Origin of the sequence: Micromonospora sp. NBC_00362 (assembly GCF_026342155.1) — a bacterium.
GTDB classification, from domain to species: Bacteria; Actinomycetota; Actinomycetes; order Mycobacteriales; family Micromonosporaceae; genus Micromonospora; species Micromonospora hortensis.
In genome coordinates this window covers 2,094,335-2,113,234 of record NZ_JAPENH010000001.1, presented here as the reverse complement: position 1 = coordinate 2,113,234, position 18,900 = coordinate 2,094,335, and the positions used below count along the sequence as shown (strand labels likewise).

The 18,900-nt window shown below is 70.6% G+C and carries 18 protein-coding genes; 15 read left to right on the top strand and 3 right to left on the bottom strand.

What is annotated here, in order from left to right; translation table 11 throughout:
* Nucleotides 1–142: 142 nt before the first annotated feature.
* The gene (locus OG992_RS09675) at nt 143–508 is read left to right on the top strand and encodes a PadR family transcriptional regulator (RefSeq protein ID WP_238682995.1); all 366 of its coding nucleotides are present in this window, start codon (nt 143–145) and stop codon (nt 506–508) included.
* Nucleotides 505–1,881, top strand: coding sequence for a permease prefix domain 1-containing protein (locus OG992_RS09670; RefSeq protein ID WP_266303020.1), 1,377 nt, complete (start codon nt 505–507; stop codon nt 1,879–1,881). The genes OG992_RS09675 and OG992_RS09670 overlap by 4 nt, the downstream gene beginning before the upstream one ends.
* Nucleotides 1,882–2,047: 166 nt before the next feature.
* On the opposite strand, the gene OG992_RS09665 is transcribed toward OG992_RS09670, so the two are convergent.
* Entirely contained in the window at nt 2,048–2,905 is an 858-nt protein-coding gene (locus OG992_RS09665; protein ID WP_210784954.1) for an SPFH domain-containing protein, read from the bottom strand.
* 223 nt (nt 2,906–3,128) lie between these two features.
* Here OG992_RS09665 and OG992_RS09660 point away from each other — a divergent pair, with 223 nt between their 5' ends.
* The 8 genes from OG992_RS09660 (at nt 3,129) to OG992_RS09625 (ending at nt 10,800) form a co-directional block, all read left to right on the top strand.
* Nucleotides 3,129–3,890, top strand: a complete 762-nt coding sequence (locus OG992_RS09660; protein WP_091401800.1) for an ABC transporter ATP-binding protein — start codon at nt 3,129–3,131, stop codon at nt 3,888–3,890.
* On the top strand, nt 3,877–4,569 hold the full coding sequence (locus OG992_RS09655) for an ABC transporter ATP-binding protein (RefSeq protein ID WP_266303019.1): 693 nt from the start codon (nt 3,877–3,879) through the stop codon (nt 4,567–4,569). The genes OG992_RS09660 and OG992_RS09655 overlap by 14 nt, the downstream gene beginning before the upstream one ends.
* A gap of 63 nt (nt 4,570–4,632) precedes the next feature.
* On the top strand, nt 4,633–5,871 hold the full coding sequence (locus tag OG992_RS09650; RefSeq protein ID WP_238683031.1) for an ABC transporter substrate-binding protein: 1,239 nt from the start codon (nt 4,633–4,635) through the stop codon (nt 5,869–5,871).
* Nucleotides 5,872–5,884: 13 nt separating this feature from the next.
* Entirely contained in the window at nt 5,885–6,766 is an 882-nt protein-coding gene (locus tag OG992_RS09645; protein WP_112583340.1) for a branched-chain amino acid ABC transporter permease, read from the top strand.
* Nucleotides 6,763–7,776, top strand: coding sequence for a branched-chain amino acid ABC transporter permease (locus OG992_RS09640; protein ID WP_266303018.1), 1,014 nt, complete (start codon nt 6,763–6,765; stop codon nt 7,774–7,776). The genes OG992_RS09645 and OG992_RS09640 overlap by 4 nt, the downstream gene beginning before the upstream one ends.
* Before the next feature lie 79 nt (nt 7,777–7,855).
* Complete coding sequence (locus tag OG992_RS09635; RefSeq protein ID WP_266303017.1) at nt 7,856–8,527, top strand: transcriptional regulator; 672 nt, start codon at nt 7,856–7,858, stop codon at nt 8,525–8,527.
* Nucleotides 8,528–8,611: 84 nt separating this feature from the next.
* The gene (locus OG992_RS09630; RefSeq protein WP_238683032.1) at nt 8,612–10,180 is read left to right on the top strand and encodes an MFS transporter; all 1,569 of its coding nucleotides are present in this window, start codon (nt 8,612–8,614) and stop codon (nt 10,178–10,180) included.
* An 11-nt stretch (nt 10,181–10,191) separates the two neighbouring features.
* Nucleotides 10,192–10,800, top strand: coding sequence for a TetR/AcrR family transcriptional regulator (locus tag OG992_RS09625; protein WP_238683001.1), 609 nt, complete (start codon nt 10,192–10,194; stop codon nt 10,798–10,800).
* Between the two features lie 46 nt (nt 10,801–10,846).
* Here the strand turns inward: OG992_RS09625 and OG992_RS09620 are convergent, their stop codons facing one another.
* Nucleotides 10,847–12,766, bottom strand: coding sequence for a helix-turn-helix domain-containing protein (locus OG992_RS09620; RefSeq protein WP_266303016.1), 1,920 nt, complete (start codon nt 12,764–12,766; stop codon nt 10,847–10,849).
* A 14-nt stretch (nt 12,767–12,780) separates the two neighbouring features.
* On the bottom strand, nt 12,781–13,563 hold the full coding sequence (locus tag OG992_RS09615) for a 3-hydroxybutyrate dehydrogenase (RefSeq protein WP_124817383.1): 783 nt from the start codon (nt 13,561–13,563) through the stop codon (nt 12,781–12,783).
* A 396-nt stretch (nt 13,564–13,959) separates the two neighbouring features.
* On the opposite strand from OG992_RS09615, the gene ruvC reads away from it, so the two are divergent.
* The 5 genes from ruvC (at nt 13,960) to secD (ending at nt 18,899) form a co-directional block, all read left to right on the top strand.
* Complete coding sequence (gene ruvC / locus OG992_RS09610; protein ID WP_091401816.1) at nt 13,960–14,487, top strand: crossover junction endodeoxyribonuclease RuvC; 528 nt, start codon at nt 13,960–13,962, stop codon at nt 14,485–14,487.
* On the top strand, nt 14,484–15,086 hold the full coding sequence (ruvA, locus tag OG992_RS09605) for a Holliday junction branch migration protein RuvA (RefSeq protein WP_210784947.1): 603 nt from the start codon (nt 14,484–14,486) through the stop codon (nt 15,084–15,086). The genes ruvC and ruvA overlap by 4 nt, the downstream gene beginning before the upstream one ends.
* Nucleotides 15,087–15,173: 87 nt before the next feature.
* Nucleotides 15,174–16,241, top strand: coding sequence for a Holliday junction branch migration DNA helicase RuvB (gene ruvB / locus OG992_RS09600; RefSeq protein ID WP_238683003.1), 1,068 nt, complete (start codon nt 15,174–15,176; stop codon nt 16,239–16,241).
* A gap of 139 nt (nt 16,242–16,380) precedes the next feature.
* Nucleotides 16,381–16,719, top strand: coding sequence for a preprotein translocase subunit YajC (gene yajC / locus OG992_RS09595; protein WP_266303015.1), 339 nt, complete (start codon nt 16,381–16,383; stop codon nt 16,717–16,719).
* Nucleotides 16,720–16,997: 278 nt separating this feature from the next.
* On the top strand, nt 16,998–18,899 hold the full coding sequence (secD, locus tag OG992_RS09590; protein WP_238683005.1) for a protein translocase subunit SecD: 1,902 nt from the start codon (nt 16,998–17,000) through the stop codon (nt 18,897–18,899).
* Nucleotide 18,900: the final 1 nt, after the last annotated feature.

The window sequence follows — 18,900 nt, the reverse complement described above, 5'->3', positions numbered from 1 at the left end:
GGCTAACCCGGACCACGCCGTTCGCGGCACCACAGCTGCCCGTAACGGCGATTCGGGCGCCCTCTCGTCCCGGACGTTGCGCCAGGAGCGATACCTAGCAGTACTATGCATCGTACCTCTAGGTTTGGGAGCGGGAGGCTTCGTGAAGGTCGCCAAGGATCTGGTCGCCGCCTCGGCGACGCCGATGGTGCTCGGCATCCTGGCGGAGGGTGAGAGCTACGGCTACGCCATCCTCCGGCGGATCAACGAGCTGTCCGGGGGTGAGCTGGACTGGACCGAAGGGCTGCTCTACCCGTTGCTGCACCGGCTCGAGCGCCTCGGTCACCTGGAGTCGAGCTGGCAGGCGGTCGCCGGCGAGCGCAAGCGCAAGTACTACCGCATCACCGACCGGGGACTGGCCGAGCTGGCCGAGCAGCGCCGGCAGTGGGACACCGTGGTGGGCGCGCTCAGGGAAATCTGGCACGACCGCGCGCCGCTGACGGTGCACCCGTTGGAGGGCCTGGCATGACGGCGCGCGAGGAACCGCAGGAGTTGGAAGCGCAGTTCGAGCAGTGGCGTCAGTACGTGCTGCGTCGCCGGGAACTGCAAGCGGTGGACGCCGACGAGCTGGAAGACCACCTTCGTGGCTCCGTCGACGAACTCGTCGCCGCCGGCCTGAGCCCGGACGAGGCGTTTCTGGTCGCCGTGAAACGGATGGGCAGCCTCGACGACCTCTCCCGCGAGTTCGCCCGGGAACACTCCGAACGGTTATGGAAGCAGTTGGTGCTGACCGGCGACCCCGGCAGCGCGGTCGGCGGCACGCGCTCCCGCCGGGACCTGTGGGTCATGCTCGGCTGTGCGGCGGGTGCTGTGGTGTCCGTCAAGGTGCCGGCGCTGTTCGGGCTGAGCTTCGCCGACGACGGCTCGTTCTACGCGCGCAACTTCACACTGTTCGCGCTGCCCTGGCTGGCGGCGTACCTGGCCTGGCGCCGAGGAGCCCGACGGGCGGTGATCGCGGCACTGGCTGTGCTCTTCGTCCTCGGCGCCGTGGCGGCCAACGCCTACCCCCTGGCGGACGATTCGCAGTCAGTTGTCGTCACCAGCATCCACCTGCCCATCGCCCTGTGGCTGGTGGTCGGCCTGGCCTATGTCGCCGACGACTGGCGCTCTTCCCGTCGACGCATGGACTTCATCCGGTTCACCGGTGAGTGGTTCATCTACCTGGTGCTGATGGCCCTCGGCGGCGGCGTGCTCTCCGCGTTCCTGTTCAACACCTTCGCGGCCATCGGAATCGTCCCGGAGGCGTTCATCTCGCAGTGGCTGCTGCCCGGTGGCGCCGCTGCCGCGGTCGTGGTGGCCGGGTGGCTCGTCGAGGCCAAGCAGAGTGTCGTCGAGAACGTCGCGCCGGTCCTCACCCGGCTGTTCACCCCGCTCTTCACCGCCGCCCTGCTCGCCTTCCTCGTCGCTGTCGTCTGGACCAGCCACGGCATCGACGTCGAGCGGGAGGCGCTGCTCCTGTTCGACCTTCTGCTGGTCGTGGTGCTGGGGCTGCTGCTCTACTCACTCTCGGCCCGTGACCCGCTGGCCCCGCCCGGTCCGTTCGACAAACTCCAACTCGCGCTGGTGGTCAGTGCGTTGGCCATCGACGTGCTGGTGCTGCTGGAGATCACCGGGCGCATCACCGACGAGTACGGCGGTACGCCGAACCGGGCGGCAGCGCTCGGCGAGAACGTGATCCTGCTGGTCAACCTCGCGTGGTCGGCGTGGCTGCTGCTGTCCTTCATCCGTCGGCGTACACCGTTCGCGACGCTCGAACGGTGGCAGACCGGCTACCTGCCGGTGTACGCCGCGTGGGCCTGGATCGTGGTCCTCGTCTTCCCGCCGCTGTTCAGCTTCGCCTAGGCGGGTAATTCTCGACGGCGTCCACCGTGCGCTCGGCTGGCTCGCCATGGCGATCTGCCGGTGAGCGGTATACCTCAGAGGCATAAACATGCCTCTGAGGTATACCGCTTGATGCCGCATCCGCCCCGACGAAGGTGACCGACGGCGATCGCCCTGGGGCTGCGGGTCACTTGCCGGTGACGATGCCCGGGTTGATGCAGAGCCCCGGGTTCGCGCCGTTCTTCTCCGCGATCTCCAGACAACGGGTCACCTTGTCGACAGTGGCGTTGGTCTCGGTGATCTGCTTGGAGATCTCGGCGTTCTTGCGGTCCTGCTCCAGGTTGCGGGTTTGCGCCAGCTTGTCCTGGAACGCCTTGATGTTGCCCTCGGTCTTGTCGTCGTGGTTCACCCGGGTGATGGTCACCGAGAGGATGTCCACGTCGGTGGCGAGGCGGGTCTCCGCGCTGGTCTTGATGTTCGCGGCGAACGGCTTCAGGTCGACGTTGAGGTCGCCGGTCTGGGCGTCGATCTTCTCCAGCGGGTTGTACGCGGCGAAGGCGTCGTTGACCGCGCTGTCGAGCTGCACACCCACCCGCTGACCCCGGAAGCTGCCGAAGTCGCCCTTGTAGTCCATGAACTGCTTCGGCGCGTTCTCCGGCTTGACCTGCCATTCGACGAGCACCTCGACGCAGGCGTCGGCGAGGGTGCCGGTGCGCACGCGTACGCAGTTGTCGCCGCCGATGTGGTCGTACTTCTGTCGGCCCGCGTCCCACTCGCCGACCTTCTGCCAGGGCGCCACCCACTTCAGGCCCGAGCCGGTCACCTCGCCGGTGGGCTTGCCGAAGCTGGTGACGATGCCGACCGAGCGGATGGGCACCGAGTGGGCGCTGGAGGCGATGCCGACCACCAGCGTGAGGGCGAGGAAACCGAGCGCCGCGAGGGCGGCCATCCGCTTGAGCGGCCGTGCGGGGGCGACGAGAGCGACGACGGCGCTGACGGCCAGGGCGACGGCGAAGACGATCGCCATGGTGAAGCCGACGGGCATGGGGTGGAGGCCTTTCGGTGGGCTGTGTGGATCATCAACCTAGGGGGTCCGGTCAAGTCGACGGCGCCGGGGAGTGGAGTTCACGCACGTCAACCGCGGGTCGAATATGGAGTCCATCGACATGGTTCGACTCCAGCGGCCCGCCGTAGGTTTCGTCCACGCGACGGGCCTGTGACCACGGTCACCGAACCGACCGTCGCCGCGACGTGCGGAGGATGAGGCGATGGCCGGGCAAGCGCTCCTGTCGGCCCGTGGGCTGACCCGCGACTTCCGGGGCTTCCGGGCGGTCGACGACGTCGACCTCGACGTGGCGTCGGACAGCGTGCACGCGCTGGTCGGCCCGAACGGCGCGGGCAAGACCACCCTGTTCAACCTGCTCACCGGCTTCCTGCGACCCAGTGGTGGCCGGATCGAGCTGGCCGGGCGGGACGTCACCGGGCTGCCCCCCGAGCAGGTGGCCCGGCTCGGCGTGGCCCGTTCGTTCCAGATCACCAGCCTCTTCCCCCAACTGTCCGCACGCGAACACGTCGCGCTGGCATTGCAGTCACCCAGCGGGCTGGGCTGGCGGTTCTGGCGGTCGGCGAAGCTGATGGGCCGCTACACCGAACGGGCCGACGAACTGCTGGCCATGGTCGGGCTCGCCGAGTTGGCGCACGCCCCCTCGGCGTCCCTGGCGTACGGCCGCAAACGCGCCCTGGAGCTGGCCATCGCGCTGGCGCTGGACCCGAAGGTGCTGCTGCTCGACGAGCCGACGGCGGGCATGGGCCTGGAGGACGTCGACCGCACCGTCGAGCTGATCGGTCGGGTCCGCCAGGGCCGGACCGTGGTGATGGTCGAGCACAACATGAGCGTGGTCGGCCGTCTCGCCGACACCGTCACAGTGCTCCAGGCCGGCAAGGTCCTCGTCGAGGGCCCGTACGAGCAGGTCCGCGCCGACGAGCGCGTGATCACCGCCTACCTGGGAGCCGCCGATGCTGCGCATTGAGAACCTGTCCGCCTCCTACGGCGAGGCGCAGGTGCTGCGCGACGTCAGCCTCGAGGTCTCCGCCGGTGAGGTGGTCACCCTGGTCGGCCGCAACGGTGCCGGCAAGTCCACACTGCTGCGCTGCGTGATGGGGCTGCACACCGGTCAGCGCGGCACCGTGGAGTTGGACGGGCGGGACATCACCAGGCTGCCGGCGCACAAGCGGGCCCGCCTGGGTCTGGGCTGGGTGCCCGACGACCGGGGCAGCTACGCCACGTTGACAGTCACCGAGAACCTCATGCTGCCGCCCACCGTCGGCCCTGACCCGTGGTCACTGGAGCGGGTGTACGAGGCGTTTCCGGCCCTGTACACCCGACGGGACTCGGCGGCCACCATGCTCTCCGGCGGCGAGCAGCAGATGCTCGCGCTGGCCCGGGTGCTGCGGATGGGCGCCCGGTTGCTGCTCTGCGACGAGCCCACCGAAGGGCTGTCGCCACTGCTGGTGCAGCAGGTCGGCGATCTGCTGCGCGAGGCCAAACGGCACGGGGTGACAGTGCTGCTTGTCGAACAGAACCTGCACTTCGCCACCGGTGTCGCCGACCGGCACTACCTGCTGGCCGAGGGCCGGGTCGCCGAGGCGATGGACAACTCCGAGGTGCGTTCGCGCGAACGCGAACTGCTCGCGTACCTCGGGATCTGAATTTTCCCAACGACGACCCGCGCGACGCCGCGCGGAATGGATGGAGTGGGCATGCGCAGGACGATGGGTGTGGCCGCGGCGTCGGCCGTGGTGATGCTGGCCGCCGGATGCGGCGGCGGTGGCCCCCAGTCGAGTGGCGACCAGAAGCTGACCGGCGACAAGATCGTGCTGGGCGTGCTCAACGACCAGTCCGGGGCGTACTCGGAGTTGTCCGGAAAGAACTCGGTGGCGGCGGTGGAGATGGCCATCGCCGACTTCACCGCGAAGCACGGTGACAAGGCGGTGACCACAGACATCACTGTGGAGACCGCCGACCACCAGAACAAGCCGGACGTGGCCAACTCCAAGGCCCAGGAGATGTACGACCGCAAGGGCGTCGACCTGATCCTGGACGTGCCCACCTCGTCGGCCGCGCTGAAGGTCGCCGACGTGGCGAAGGAGAAGAAGAAGCTCTACTTCAACATCGGTGCGGCGACCACCGACCTGACCGGCAAGAGCTGCAACAAGTACACCTTCCACTACGCGTACGACACGTACATGCTGGCCAACGGCACCGGAAAGACCACCACCGAGCAGATCGGCAAGAACTGGTACATCCTCTACCCGAACTACGCCTTCGGTCAGGACATGGAGAAGAGCTTCTCCACAGCGATCACGGCGGCCGGTGGCACTGTCGTCGGCAAGGACGGGGCGCCGTTCCCGAACACCAGCGGTGACTTCTCCACCTTCCTGCTCAAGGCGCCGAACCTGAACCCGAAGCCGGACGTGCTGGGCACCATGCAGGCCGGCGCCGAGCTGGTCAACGTGGTGAAGCAGTACAACGAGTTCAAGCTGCGGGACAAGGGCGTCGGCCTGGCGGTGGGGCTGATGTTCCTCACCGACATCCACTCGCTCACCCCGGCGGCGCTGGCCGGCACCACGTACACCGACGCCTGGTACTGGAACTTCGACGCGAAGAACCGGGAGTTCGCCGACCGCTTCCAGCAGAAGGCCGGCACCCGGCCGACCTTCGCGCACGCCGCCAACTACTCCGCGGCGTTGCAGTACCTGGAGGCGGTGCAGGCCGCCGGCACCGACGACGCGGACGCCGTGGTCAAGGGTCTGGAGGGCAAGACGGTCGAGGACGTCTTCCTGCGCAACGGGAAGATCCGCGCCGAGGACCACCGGGTGGTGCACGACGCGTACCTGGCCCAGGTGAAGCCGCAGTCCGAGGTCGCCGAGCCGTGGGACTACGTGAAGGTGCTCAAGACGATCCCCGCCGGGGAGGCGTTCCGCGCGCCCTCGGCGGACTGCAAGCTCTGAGCGCGAGGGCGCTGTGAGCGGATTCGCGCAGAACACGTTCAACGGGTTGGTGAGTGGGGCGTTCTACGCCCTGCTCGCCCTCGGGCTGGCAGTCATCTTCGGCATGCTGCGAGTCGTCAACTTCGCCCACGGCGCGTTCTACATGCTCGGCGCGTTCGGGGCGTACGTGCTGCTCAGCGAGGCGGGCGTGCCGTTCTGGGCCGCCCTGGTGATCATGCCGGTGGGGTTGGGCCTACTCGGCATGGCGTTGGAACGCGCGGTGATCCACCGGCTGACCAAACTGGACCCGCTCTACAACTTCCTGCTCACCTTCGGTCTGACGCTGATCCTTCAGGACCTGGTGAAACTGCGCTACGGCGTGCAGTCCAGCCCGTACGAGACGCCGTCGCTGTTGAGCGGGTCGGTCGACTTCGGGCTGTTCGACTTCCCGACGTACCGGGTGTTCATCCTCGGCTTCGCGGTGCTGCTCTGCGTCGCGGTGTGGTGGGTGCTGACCCGGACCCGGATCGGCATGGTGGTCCGTGCGGCCACCGAACGGCCGGACCTGACCCGTGCCTTCGGCATCGACGTCGGACGGTGGGTGACCCCGGTCTTCGGCTTCGGCATCGGGCTGGCCGGCCTCGCCGGTGTGCTGGCCGCGCCGATGCGCGCGGTCAACCCGCTGATGGGCGCCGACCTGATCATCGTGGTGTTCGCGGTGGTGGTGATCGGCGGGCTGGGCTCGATCTTCGGGTCGGTCGCCGCCGGCTTCGGCATCGGACTCGTGCAGGCGTGGGGTGAGGCGTACCTCTCCAACTTCCCGCTCGTCTCACAGACGATCGTCTTTGTGGTCATGGCCGGCGTGCTGCTCTGGCGCCCGGCCGGCCTGTTCGGTCGGGAGGAGGCCCCCGCATGACCAACACAGTGGACACTCCTACCGACGCGTCCCGCTCGACGCCACCGTCCGGGCTGATCGCTGTGGCCCGGGCCCCCGGCTGGGTCCGGTACGCGCTGCTCGCCGTCGGCCTGGCCGTCGCGGCGTGGCTGCCCAACGGCCTCTACCCGGCGGTCGCTGTGGACATCCTCTGCTGGGCGCTGTTCGCCGTGGCGGTGGACCTGCTGCTCGGCTTCACCGGGCTGATGTCCTTCGGTCACGCCGCGTTCTGGGGCACCTCCGCGTACGTCACCGGGCTGGTGGCCATCCACGTCGGCCTGCCGTTTCCCCTCGCGGTGCTGGCCGGTGCCCTCGCCGCGGCCGTGCTGGCGGTGCCGATCGGGTACCTGGCGGTCAAGCGGACCGGCATCTACTTCGCCATGGTGACCCTGGCCTTCGCGCAGATGGTCTACTACGTCGCCAACGAGTGGCGCTCGGTGACCCAGGGCGAGAACGGCCTCCAGGGGGTACCCCGCGAGCTGTTCGGCCTCGACCTCACCGACGACTACTTCTTCTACTACGCGATCCTGCCGATCGTGCTGCTCGGGCTCGCCGCCGCCTGGCGGATCGTGCACTCACCGTTCGGTCGGGTGCTGGTCGGCATCCGGGACAACCCGGCGCGGGCGCGGGCGCTGGGCTACCCGGTGCACCGCTACAAGCTCACCGCGTTCGTGCTGTCCGGGTTCATCGCCGGCCTCGGCGGCGGGCTGTTCGCTGTCGGCCACCGGTTCGTCTCGCTGGACGTGCTGCACTGGACCACCTCCGGCAAGGCGGTCATCGTGGTGGTGCTCGGCGGGATCGGCACCCTCTGGGGTGGGGTGCTCGGCGCCGCCCTCGTGGTCCGGCTGGAGGACTGGCTGTCGTTCTCCGGGTTCGAGGCGATCGGCCTGGTGACCGGCGGCATCTTCGTCCTCGTCGTGGTGCTGTTCCGGCGCGGCATCTGGGGAAGCGTCGCCGCGTTGGTCCACCGGCTGGCGGCCCGCCGCCGCTGAAAATCCCACGACGGCGCATCCGCCACGCGCCCTTCGAGCGAACCCCCGGGTAGAGAACGTCTACCCGGGGGTACGTCTGGTGCTGACCGATCCGATGCCGGCGGAGGCCGTGGAGATCGCGCACAAGCAGGTTTCGCTGGCGGCCGAGGACCTGGACGCCAACGCTGTCGCGACGCTGGTGCTGGAGGTGGTCGAGGCGTGGGGCGTGCCGGCGCTCTGGGAGCAGGTCTGCCGTCCGCTGCTGGCCCGGCTGTCGGGGCGTAGCGCCGTCGAGATCGTCGTCGAGCACGCGCTCTTCGAGGGCGTCCGGGTCGGGTTGGACGCGTACCGCCGGGAGCCGGGTCGGCCACTGCCCACCGGCGGGGTGCTGCTGGCCGGCGCCGAGAAGGAGGCGCACAGCCTGGGTCTGCTGGCGCTCGCCGCCGCGCTGCGCGAGCAGGGCCGCGGCTGCCTGAACCTCGGCCCGGCGCTGCCCTGGTCCGCGCTCACCAGCGCGGTGTACCGGGCCCGCCCGCGCACCGTCGTGCTCTGGTCGCAGACGCCGCTCACCGGCCGCGCGTACCGCCTGGTGCGCTTCGCCCGGGACTTTCCGCTCCTTCGGGTGTACGGCGCGGGGCCCGGCTGGATCGAGCCGCTCGGCGGTCCGGCGGTCCGTCTCGGCACGTTGACGGAGGCCGTCGACGCCTGCCTGGCGGTCGCGCCCGGGCGTGATGCCCACCACATACGATACGGATCGGTGCCGTATCGTTAATACCCGTCGTAGGCTGACCCACGTTACGAGTCTGACCCGTATCGTATTTCGTCGCGGGTGACCAGCGTGGGGGGAAAGCACGGCATGGAGCTGCACAACAACACCGGACACCCGAGGCGGTGGGCGATCCTGGGGGTGCTGGTGATCAGCCTCCTCGTGGTCGTCCTCGACAACACGATCCTCAACGTCGCCCTGCGCACCCTGGCCGACCCGGTGCACGGTCTCGGCGCCAGCCAGGGCGAGCTGGAGTGGTCCATCAACTCCTACACGCTCGTCTTCGCCGGGCTGCTGTTCACCTTCGGGGTGCTCGGCGACCGCGCCGGTCGCAAGCGCTTCCTGATGATCGGTCTGGTGCTGTTCGGCCTGGCGTCGCTGCTCTCCGCGTACGCCCAGAGCCCCGGACAGCTCATCGCGGCCCGCGCCCTGATGGGGGTCGGCGGCGCGGCCATCATGCCGGTGACCTTGTCGATCATCTCCAACGTCTTCGACCCGCGCGAGCGTGGTCGGGCCATCGGGGTCTGGGCCGGCGCTGTCGGTCTCGCCGTGGCGATCGGCCCGATCCTCGGCGGCGCGCTGCTGGAGCACTTCTGGTGGGGCTCGGTCTTCCTGATCAACGTGCCGGTGGTCGTCGCGGGCGTGGTTCTGGTCGCGCTGCTGGTCCCCGAGTCGCGTGACCCGCGGCCCGGTCGGATCGACGTGCTCGGCGTGCTGCTCTCCGTGGTCGGCCTGGTAGCCCTCTCCTACGGCATCATCGACGGCGGCGAGCACGGCTTCGGCCGCCCGGTGGCCTGGGGCTCGATCCTGCTCGGCGTCGCGGTGCTGGCCTGGTTCGTCCAGCACGAGCGGCGCAGCGACCACCCGTCGCTGGACGTCCGACTGTTCAAGGTGCCCCGGTTCGCCGCGCCGGTCGCCATCGTCGGCCTGGTGTTCTTCGCCGCGATGGGCTCGATGTTCTTCGGCTCGTTCTACCTGCAACTCGTGCGCGACTACAGCCCGTTGCAGACCGGCCTGCTCTTCCTGCCCTTCGCCGGCGCCCAGCTGGTCTTCGCGCCGCGCAGCGCGGCGATGGTCCGTCGCTACGGCGGCAAGGCCGTCGCCACCGTCGGGTTGGTGCTGACAGTGGTGTCACTCGGCGCGTTCGTCTTCATCGGCGCCTCCACCCCGATCTGGATCGTGCTGCTCGTCTTCCTCATCCAGGGCGCCGGGATGGCCAACATCATGCCGCCGGCCACCGAGTCGATCATGTCGGCGCTGCCCCGGGAGAAGGCCGGGGTGGGCTCCGCGGTCAGCAACACCATCCGCCAGGTGGCCGGCGCACTCGGCGTGGCCATCCTCGGCTCGGTGCTCTCCGCCGTCTACCGCAGCGACATCGGTGACGCGCTGACCGGTCTGCCCACGCAGGCCCAGGACGCGGCCAACGAGTCGATCTCCGGTGCGTACGCGGCGGCGGGCCAGCTCGGGCCGGCGGCGCCGGCGCTGATCTCGGCGGCCAACGACGCCTTCGTCACCGCCATGCACTGGGCGGCCGGGCTCTCCGCGGTGATCGCCGCACTCGGGATCATCGTGGTGCTGCGCTGGATGCCGGGCAAGGAGGACACGAGCGTCGCCCCGGCGGTGCCGGTCGCCGAGCCTGAGCTGGCCGGCACGGCATAGGTTCGGGGAGGATGGCGGACATGACGTCCACTGCCGATGCTCCGCGGTCGCCCGGTCGACCGCGGAGCCTCCGCGCCGACGAGGCGATCATCGAGGCCACCCTCGACCTGCTCGCCGAGGGCAGCACCATCGAGGCGCTCTCGATCGAGGCGATCGCCACCCGGGCCGGGGTCGGCAAGGCCACCATCTACCGCCGCTGGGCCGGCAAGGACGCGTTGCTGCTGGACGCGTTGCGCCGCCTCAAGGGCGTCCTGGCCCAGCCGGCGGGTCACTCCGTCCGCGACGACCTGGTGCTGCTGGTCGGCGCGATCGGCAAGAACGTCGACCCGCGAGCGGCCAAGATCATGCCCTGCCTGGCGCCCGCCGTGAACCGCAGCGCCGACCAGTTCCAGCTCTACCAGAACATCATCTCGCCCCGACGGCAGTTGATGCGCGAGGTGCTGCGGCGCGGCATCGACGAGGGGGTGCTCCGGGCCGACATCGACGTCGAGGTGACGATGGCGCTGCTCACCGGGCCGATGCTGATCCAGCGGGTGCTCCAGTGGAACCCGGACCTGGACGAGCAGACCCTCCCCGAGCGGGTCGTCGACGCCGTGCTGGAAGGCATCCAGGCCCGCTGACGCCGAGTGCCCGGTCGGCGGCGTTAGTGCCGCCGGCCGGCTTCGGTCAGCCGGCCGGCGCCCGCAGTCGGTGCAGGCGCAGCGCGAGCTGCACCTCCAACGCCCGCTCGGGCCGCTGCCAGTCGACGCCGAGCAACTGCCCGACCCGCTCCAACCGCTGGGTCACCGTGTTGACGTGCACGTGCAGTTGCTCGGCGGCCCGGGCCAGGCTGCCGCCCACCCCGAAGTACGCCTCCAGCGTCTTCACCAGAGCCGTGCCGCGCCGGGCGTCGTAGTCGAGGACCGGCCCGACGGTGGCGCCGAGGAACTCGGTCACGTCCTTCTCACCCCGGTCACCGACAGTGCCCAGCAACAACCCGACGAAGCCCAACTCCACAGTGCTCGCGCCCTGCCCGGCACGGCCCAGCGCGCCCAACGCCGTCAGGCACCGGTCCGCCTCCTGGAACGTCCGGGCCAGCGCCGCCGGTGTGTCCGACGGGCCACTCGCCCCGGCGGTCACCGGTCGACCTGTCACCCGGGACAGGTCCCGGGCCACCGCGCGGGCGCTGCCGCCCGCGTCCAACCCCGGCAACATCAAAACCACCCGGCCGTCGCGCGCCGCGGCCAGCCCGCCGCGCGCCGACGCGTACGTGGTGGCCCAGGAGAGCACCCGCTGCCGAGCCGAGCCGGTCGCGGCGATCGCGTCGTCGCCCACCGCCACCAGCACGTGCGGCGCGTCCAGGTCCACCCCGAGCCGGCGGGCCCGACTGCGCAGCGCGTCGGTGTCGCGCAGCGGGCGGGCGATCAGGTCGTCCAGCAACTCGCCACGCACCCGCCCCTCCGCCTCCGCGACCGTCCGGCGGAACAGCAGCAGCAGCGCTGTCACCAACGCCGCCCGCTCCAGGATGCGCTGGTCGGCGTCGACCAACTCGTCGTCCGGGCGCAGCACCAGGGCACCCAAATTCTCCGCGCCGGCCACCACCGCCGCGTACCAGAGCGGACCCCGGCGTACGCTGCGCCCCTCGGTCCGGGACGCGGCCACCGCCTCGACGATGTCCGCGCGGTCCGGCTCCTCGATCTCACCCACCCGGGCCAGCAGGCGACCCTCGGCGTCCAACGCCAGCAGCGCGCCGCCCAGCACCTCGGTCACCGCGGCCGCCACGTCCTCCACGCCACCGCCGCGCAGCACCAGCGCTGTCATCCGGTCGTGTGCCGCCGCGGCCCGCTCCACCGAGCTGCTGTGCGCCCGGATGGTGGTGTTCGCCGCCGACAACTCGGCCAACGCCGAACGGGTCTCGGTCAGCAGCCGGGCGGTGTCGATCGCCACCGCGGCGTGCGCGGCCAGCGACACCAGCAGCGCCACCTCCTCCCGGACGAACGGCCGGGCCGAACGGTTGGCCGCGTAGAGCACCCCGATCGAGGTCGAGCCGAGCCGCAGCGGCACCCCCAGGATCGCCACCAGACCCTCCTCGCCCACCCCGGCGTCGATCTCGCCGGTGTGGTGGAAGCGCGCGTCCTCGCCGTAGTTGGCGGTGACATACGGGGCGCCGGACTGGGCCACCAGGCCACCGAGACCAGCGCCCATCGGCAGGCGCAGCCGCTGGAAACGGGCCGAGACCGAGCCGTCGGTCACCCGCATGTAGGTGTCGCCACGTTCGTCGTCGTTGAGCGTCATGTACGCCACGTCCGCGCCGAGCAGGTGACGGGCCCGGTGCACGATCGCCCGCAACACGTCGTCCAGATCGCGCAGCCCAGCCAGGTCGCTGACAGTGTCGTACAGGCCGGACAGCTCGCTCTCCCGGCGGCGGCGACGCTCCAGCAGCGCCCGGACCCGCAACGCCACCGACTTGGCCTGCTCCAACTCGGCCAGCCGGTCCGGCGGCAGCCCGGCGGCCCGCGCGGCCACCAGCGGCCCCTCGAACTCGACCGCCGCGGCCTCTCGGGCGAGCAGCTCCAGGAACTCCACCGGCGAAGACATGGTCGACATTGTGCTCAGCCCCACTAGTTGGCCGTCCAGCCCCCGTCGAGGGCGATCGACGCCCCGGTGATGAACGCCGCCGGCGGCGAGCAGAGGTACGCCAGCAGCTCGGCCACCTCCTCCGGCTCGATCAACCGTTTGATCGCGGCCCGGGCCAGCATGATCTTCTCGATCACCTCGGCCTCGTCGATGCCGTGACTGGCAGCCTGGTCGGCGATCTGGCTCTCCACCAGCGCGGTACGCACGTACGCCGGGTTGATGCAGTTGGCGGTGACCCCGTGCGCGGCGCCCTCCAACGCGACCACCTTCGACAGCCCCTCCAGGGCGTGCTTCGCCGAGACGTAGGCCGCCTTGTACGGCGAGGCACGCAACCCGTGCACCGAGGAGATGTTGACGATCCGCCCCCAGCCCCGGGCGTACATGTGCGGCAGCGCCCGGCGGATCAGCAGGAACGGCGCCTCCACCATCACCCGCTGGATGTACTCGAAACGCTCGACGGGAAAGTCCTGCAACGGCGCGACGTGCTGAAGCCCCGCGTTGTTCACCACGATGTCCACGTCCACGTCGAGCGAATCCACCGCCGCGGCGTCGGACAGGTCCACGCCCTCGGCCCGGCCACCCGCCTCGGCGGCCACCGCCTTGGCCGCCTCCAGGTTGCGGTCCACCACGAGCACCTTGGCGCCGGCCGCGCCCAGCCGCAGGGCACACGCCCGCCCGATGCCGCCGCCGCCCCCGGTCACCAGGGCGGTCCGACCGGAGAGGTCGACCTGTACGACGTGGGGGACCACCACGGGTTCTGCCGTCATGGCGCAAGAAGTTACGAGCTGTGTGCTCCCCGGCACATGGGCCAGCGACACATACTCCGTACCAAAGCTGTGTGGCCCCACCCGCCCCCGCCACCCGCTCCGCTCCCACCCCGCCGTCGCTCCCACCCCACCCCGCTCCCGCCCCACCGCCGCGCCGCGGTCCCACCACTCCTGGTGCCGCCGCGCCTCGCGCTGCAAGATCGCGCAACATCCTGGATGTAGTGGCATCCCGGCTAGTCGTGGCCACTACATCCAGGATCGAGCGAGATCTTGACGGCCGAGGGCGTCGTGGGGCGTGGGGGCGGGGTGCGGAGGGCGTGTCCCGTGGGGCTGGTGGGAACGGCGCCGGTTAGGGTGTCGAACACACGTACTGCTGACGGCTGGGGAGGGGGCGGCGTGCGCGTGCTCGGTGTGGACCCGGGGTTGACCCGGTGTGGGGTGGGCGTGGTCGAGGGTGTGCCCGGCCGGCCCTGCACCCTGGTCGCCTACTACGTGGTCTACACCGACCCGGCCGACGACCTGGCGTTGCGCCTGTTGCACCTGGACCGGTCGCTGAACAAGCTGGTCGCCGAGCACCAACCGGAGAGCGTCGCCGTCGAGCGGGTGTTCAGCCAGCACAACGTTCGTACCGTGATGGGCACCGCGCAGGCCAGTGGCATCGCCGTGCTGGCCGGGGCGCGGGCCGGGCTGCCGGTGCAGACGTACACCCCGAGCGAGGTGAAGGCCGCCGTGACCGGGTCCGGTCAGGCCGACAAGGCGCAGATGACCGCCATGGTGACCCGGTTGTTGCGACTGGCCGAGCCGCCGAAGCCGGCGGACGCCGCCGACGCGCTGGCCCTGGCCATCTGCCACGTGTGGCGCGGCGGGACCCGGTCCAAGATCGCCGCCGCGGCGGACCGGGCACGACGAGGAGGAGCGCGATGATCGCCAGCGTGCGCGGCACGGTGACCGCGACGGGTCCGGACCAGGCCGTGATCGAGGTCGGCGGGGTCGGGCTCGCTGTGCACTGCGCCCCGGGAACCCTCGCGGAGCTGCGGGTCGGCCAGGTCGCCCGGCTCGCCACCAGCTTGATCGTGCGGGAAGACTCGCTGACCCTCTACGGCTTCGCGGACGACGACGCCAAGTCACTGTTCGAGCTGCTCCAGACCGCCAGTGGGGTCGGCCCGCGGCTGGCCCAGGCGGTGCTGGCGGTGCACACCCCGGACGCGGTGCGCAAGGCGATCGCCAACGCCGACACGGCCGCCCTGACCCGCGTACCCGGGATCGGCAAGAAGGGCGCGGAACGCCTGGTGCTGGAGCTACGCGACCGGATCGGCCCGGTGCCGATCGGCGCCGACGGGGCGGCCGGGGTGACCCGCGGCAGCTGGCCCGACCAGGTCCGGCAGGCGCTGGTGGGGCTGGGCTGGACGGCCGGGCAGGCCGATCAGGCTGTCGCCGCGGTGGCGGAGTCGATCGAGGGTGAGACCCCGCCGGTGCCGGTCCTGCTCAAGCAGGCCATCCGACTGCTGGGCCGTACCCGATGACCGCCCGGCCGCAACGGGCGGCGGGGCGATGAGCGCGAGGAGTGAGCCGGATTTGCGAGCCTCGCAGTCGCGAATGAAGAGGGCACGATGAGCGAGACCGAGGGGCTCGTCTCGGCGTACGTCAGCGACGCCGACCGTGACGCGGAGGCCACGGTACGGCCGAGGCGGCTGGCCGAGTTCATCGCCCAGGACCGGGTGCGCGACCAGCTCGACCTGTTGTTGCAGGGCGCGATGCGGCGAGGGTCGCCGCCGGATCACATCCTGCTCTCCGGCCCGCCCGGGTTGGGCAAGACGAGCCTGGCCAACATCGTCGCCGCCGAGCTGGGCGCGGGCATCCGGGTGACCAGCGGCCCGGCGATCGAGCGTTCCGGTGATCTGGCGGCGATCCTGACCAGCCTCGCCGAGGGCGACGTGCTCTTCATCGACGAGATCCACCGGATCGCGCGGCCGGCCGAGGAGTTGCTGTACAGCGCGATGGAGGACTTCCGGGTCGACGTGGTGGTGGGCAAGGGGCCGGGGGCGACGGCGATCCCGCTGGACGTCGAGCCGTTCACCCTCGTCGGCGCGACGACCCGCTCGGGCCTGTTGACCGGGCCGATGCGGGACCGGTTCGGCTTCGTGGCGCACCTCGACTTCTACGCCCCGGCGGATCTGGAGACGCTGCTGCACCGTTCGGCGCGGATCCTGGGGGTGCCGATCACCCCGGAGGGCGCTGTCGAGATCGCCGGTCGGTCCCGGGGCACGCCACGGATCGCGAACCGGCTGCTGCGCCGGGTCCGCGACTACGCCGAGGTCCGGGCGGACGGGGTGGTCGACCTCGACACCGCCCGCGCGGCCCTGATCGTGTACGACGTGGACGCGCTCGGCCTGGACCGGCTGGACCGCGCGGTGTTGACCGCGCTGGTCGACTCGTTCCGGGGCGGTCCGGTCGGGTTGTCCACCCTCGCCGTGGCGGTGGGGGAGCAGCCGGACACTGTCGAGGAGGTCTGCGAGCCGTTCCTGGTGCGGGCCGGGCTGTTGGCCCGTACGCCCAGGGGTCGGGTGGCGACCGAGGCCGCCTGGCGGCATCTGGGGCGCACGCCGCCGAATGGTACATTTGGTGCGGATAGTCCGCCTGTGCCCGACTTGTTCTCCTTGGATGTCGATCAGCCGTGATGTGAACGTGATCTGTGCCGCATTCGGCGTTCTCAGGTGCAGGGTTTAGACTTCGCCGCGGTCTGTACAGGACGTGAGAATCCGCCTCCGCTCCGGCACCCCGGTGCCGGGCAGGTGGCCAATGGGAAGGTCAGTAACCGTGCAATTGGCAGCAGCGGGTGGCGGGGCCGGCGGTATCACGCCGATCCTGATGATCGCCCTGCTCTTCGGTGTCATGTACTTCATGATGATCCGGCCCCAGCAGAAGCGCCGCAAAGAGGCGGAGGCGATGCAGTCCAACCTCGGCCCTGGCGACGAGGTCGTGACCATCGGTGGGCTCTACGGCACGGTCACCGGCATCGAGGACGACACCGTCCTGATCGAGGTCGCCCCGGGCGTGCAGACCCGCTACGCCCGTCCGGCCATCGCGCGGGTGGTCACCCGCGCGGAGCTGCCGAGCGAGCCGGTCACCGAGGACGCGGACACCGTCAAGGACTGACCCCTCCCCTCGGGAGCGGCGATTGCGGCGTACGGCCGGTCGGCCGACTTCCGGGTCGTCGCGCCCGAACGGGGCAGCGGGCGAGACGTGAAAACTGGATAGTTGGGTCGACGCCGGGCGTCGGCACGTTCCCGTGACCGTCGGCGTTCCGCGCCGGGGTGCCCGGTCCTCGTGTCGGCACTCCGTCGGCTCAAGGCAGACCCCGTCGGGCAGGACCCCCGGCCCGACACCGCCGCCGCTGCGACAGCGGCGCGACCGTACAGGGAGACAGGACAGCCGTGGCACCACCTCAGGGACAGATGCGCCCCGGGCGGCAGCTCGCCGTGCTCGGGTTCATCTTCGTGGTCCTCTATCTTTTGGTGTTCTTCGCTGGCGCCAGCGGCAGCTGGAAGGACCGGCTCGAGCCCAAGCTCGGCCTGGACCTCATCGGCGGCACGCGGGTGACACTGGAGGCGACCAACAGCGTCGACGGCAAGCCCCCGACGGCGGAGAACCTCGAGGAGGCCCGCGAGATCATCGAGAGCCGGGTCAACGCGTTCGGCGTGGCCGAGGCCGAGGTGGTCACCGAGGGCAACCGCAACATCGTCATCTCCCTGCCCGGTGAGAACCGGAACCTCGACGACGTGGGCGAAGCGGCTGAGCTGCGCTTCCGCAAGGTGCTCAAGGGCGCCGACGGCAGTGGGACGGCCGCCGTGCCGCCCGCCGCCACGCCGGCCCCGTCCGGTAGCGCGACCCCGACCGGCAGCGCGACCCCGACCCCGACGGGCAGCGCCTCGCCGAAGGTGACCTCGTCGCCCAGCGGCGGTCAGGGCGGAATGGCCCCGGCGTCGCCCAGCGCCACACCGACCCCCTCCGCGTCCGCCACGGCCTCGCCGAGCGCCGCCGCGCCCAGCGCCAGCGCCGAACCGGTGCCGGCCAGTGTCGAGCAGCAGCGCAAGGTCGTCGAGCAGAAGGTCGGCGCCGCCGCGTGGCAGGCCGCCAACGGGTTGCAGGCCCCGGCCGATCTGACCGCCGACCCGTCGCTGGCCGAGAAGCTCAAGCCGTTCGGCACGCTGTCTCCGCAGGAGGTGGCGGTGCTGCCGGCGCAGATGCAGTTCAACGTGCCGACGATCGGCTGCACGCAGCTCGACCAGCGCCCCCCGGCGTCGATCTCCGACCCGAAGCAGCAGGTGGTCTCCTGCGAGGACGGCGCGTCGAAGTACCTGCTCGACCAGGCCAAGGTCGAGGGCACCGACGTGTCCGACGCCGACGCGGTGCTCGACCAGACCAACGCCTGGGTGGTCAGCCTGGACTTCACTGGGGACGGCCAGGGCAAGTGGACCTCGCTGACCCGTGAGGCGTTCAACAACGAGGGCCAGGCCTGCGACGCGACAGCGCTGGGCCAGGACGGCAAGTGCCGAGTGGCCGTCGTACTGGACAACAAGATCGTCTCCTCCCCGGAGATCCAGGGCGTGCTGACCGGCAACTCCCAGATCACCGGCACCTTCACCCAGAAGGACGCCAGCACCCTCGCCGGTCAGCTCCGCTACGGCGCACTGCCGGTGACCTTCGAGCAGCAGGAGGCGCAGAACGTCACCGCCACGCTGGGTGCCAGCCACCTGCGCGCCGGTCTGCTCGCGGCGGGCATCGGCATGCTGCTGGTCATCATCTACGCGTTCTTCTACTACCGGCTGCTCGGCTCGGTGATCTTCCTGAGCCTCATCCTCTCCGCGCTGCTGGTCTTCGGCGCGCTGGTGGTGCTCGGCCGGCAGATCGGCTTCACGCTCACCCTCGCCGGCATCGCCGGAATGATCGTCTCGCTCGGTGTGGCGGCGGACTCGTTCGTCATCTACTTCGAACGACTGAAAGACGAGATCCGGGAGGGTCGCAGCCCGCGTAGCGCGGTGCCCCGCGCCTGGATCCGGGCCCGTCGGACGATCATCTCGGCCAACGCGATCACCCTGCTCTCCGCTGTGGTGCTCTACGTGGTCTCGGTCGGCACGGTCAAGGGCTTCGCGTTCGCGCTGGGCCTGGCCACCGTGCTGGACCTGGTGGTGGTCTTCCTCTTCCGGCACCCGATCATGACGATGTTCGCCCGGACCCAGGCGTTCCTGTCCCCGCGGGTCAGCGGTCTGGGCCGGGCACTGCCGGCCCGCAACCAGCCGACTCAGCCCCGCAACCCGCGCGCCAAGGAGGCCTGAG

Bases quoted from the DNA above. Each gene is read 5' to 3' on its own strand.
- OG992_RS09670 (WP_266303020.1), top strand. From the start codon at position 505: ATGACGGCGCGCGAGGAACCGCAGGAGTTGGAAGCGCAGTTCGAGCAG.
- OG992_RS09655 (WP_266303019.1), top strand. From the start codon at position 3,877: ATGCTGCGCATTGAGAACCTGTCCGCCTCCTACGGCGAGGCGCAGGTG.
- OG992_RS09660 (WP_091401800.1), top strand. From the start codon at position 3,129: ATGGCCGGGCAAGCGCTCCTGTCGGCCCGTGGGCTGACCCGCGACTTC.
- OG992_RS09665 (WP_210784954.1), bottom strand. From the start codon at position 2,905: ATGCCCGTCGGCTTCACCATGGCGATCGTCTTCGCCGTCGCCCTGGCC.
- ruvB (WP_238683003.1), top strand. From the start codon at position 15,174: ATGAGCGAGACCGAGGGGCTCGTCTCGGCGTACGTCAGCGACGCCGAC.
- OG992_RS09650 (WP_238683031.1), top strand. From the start codon at position 4,633: ATGGGTGTGGCCGCGGCGTCGGCCGTGGTGATGCTGGCCGCCGGATGC.
- OG992_RS09630 (WP_238683032.1), top strand. From the start codon at position 8,612: ATGGAGCTGCACAACAACACCGGACACCCGAGGCGGTGGGCGATCCTG.
- OG992_RS09640 (WP_266303018.1), top strand. From the start codon at position 6,763: ATGACCAACACAGTGGACACTCCTACCGACGCGTCCCGCTCGACGCCA.
- OG992_RS09615 (WP_124817383.1), bottom strand. From the start codon at position 13,563: ATGACGGCAGAACCCGTGGTGGTCCCCCACGTCGTACAGGTCGACCTC.
- OG992_RS09625 (WP_238683001.1), top strand. From the start codon at position 10,192: ATGGCGGACATGACGTCCACTGCCGATGCTCCGCGGTCGCCCGGTCGA.
- ruvA (WP_210784947.1), top strand. From the start codon at position 14,484: ATGATCGCCAGCGTGCGCGGCACGGTGACCGCGACGGGTCCGGACCAG.
- OG992_RS09620 (WP_266303016.1), bottom strand. From the start codon at position 12,766: ATGTCGACCATGTCTTCGCCGGTGGAGTTCCTGGAGCTGCTCGCCCGA.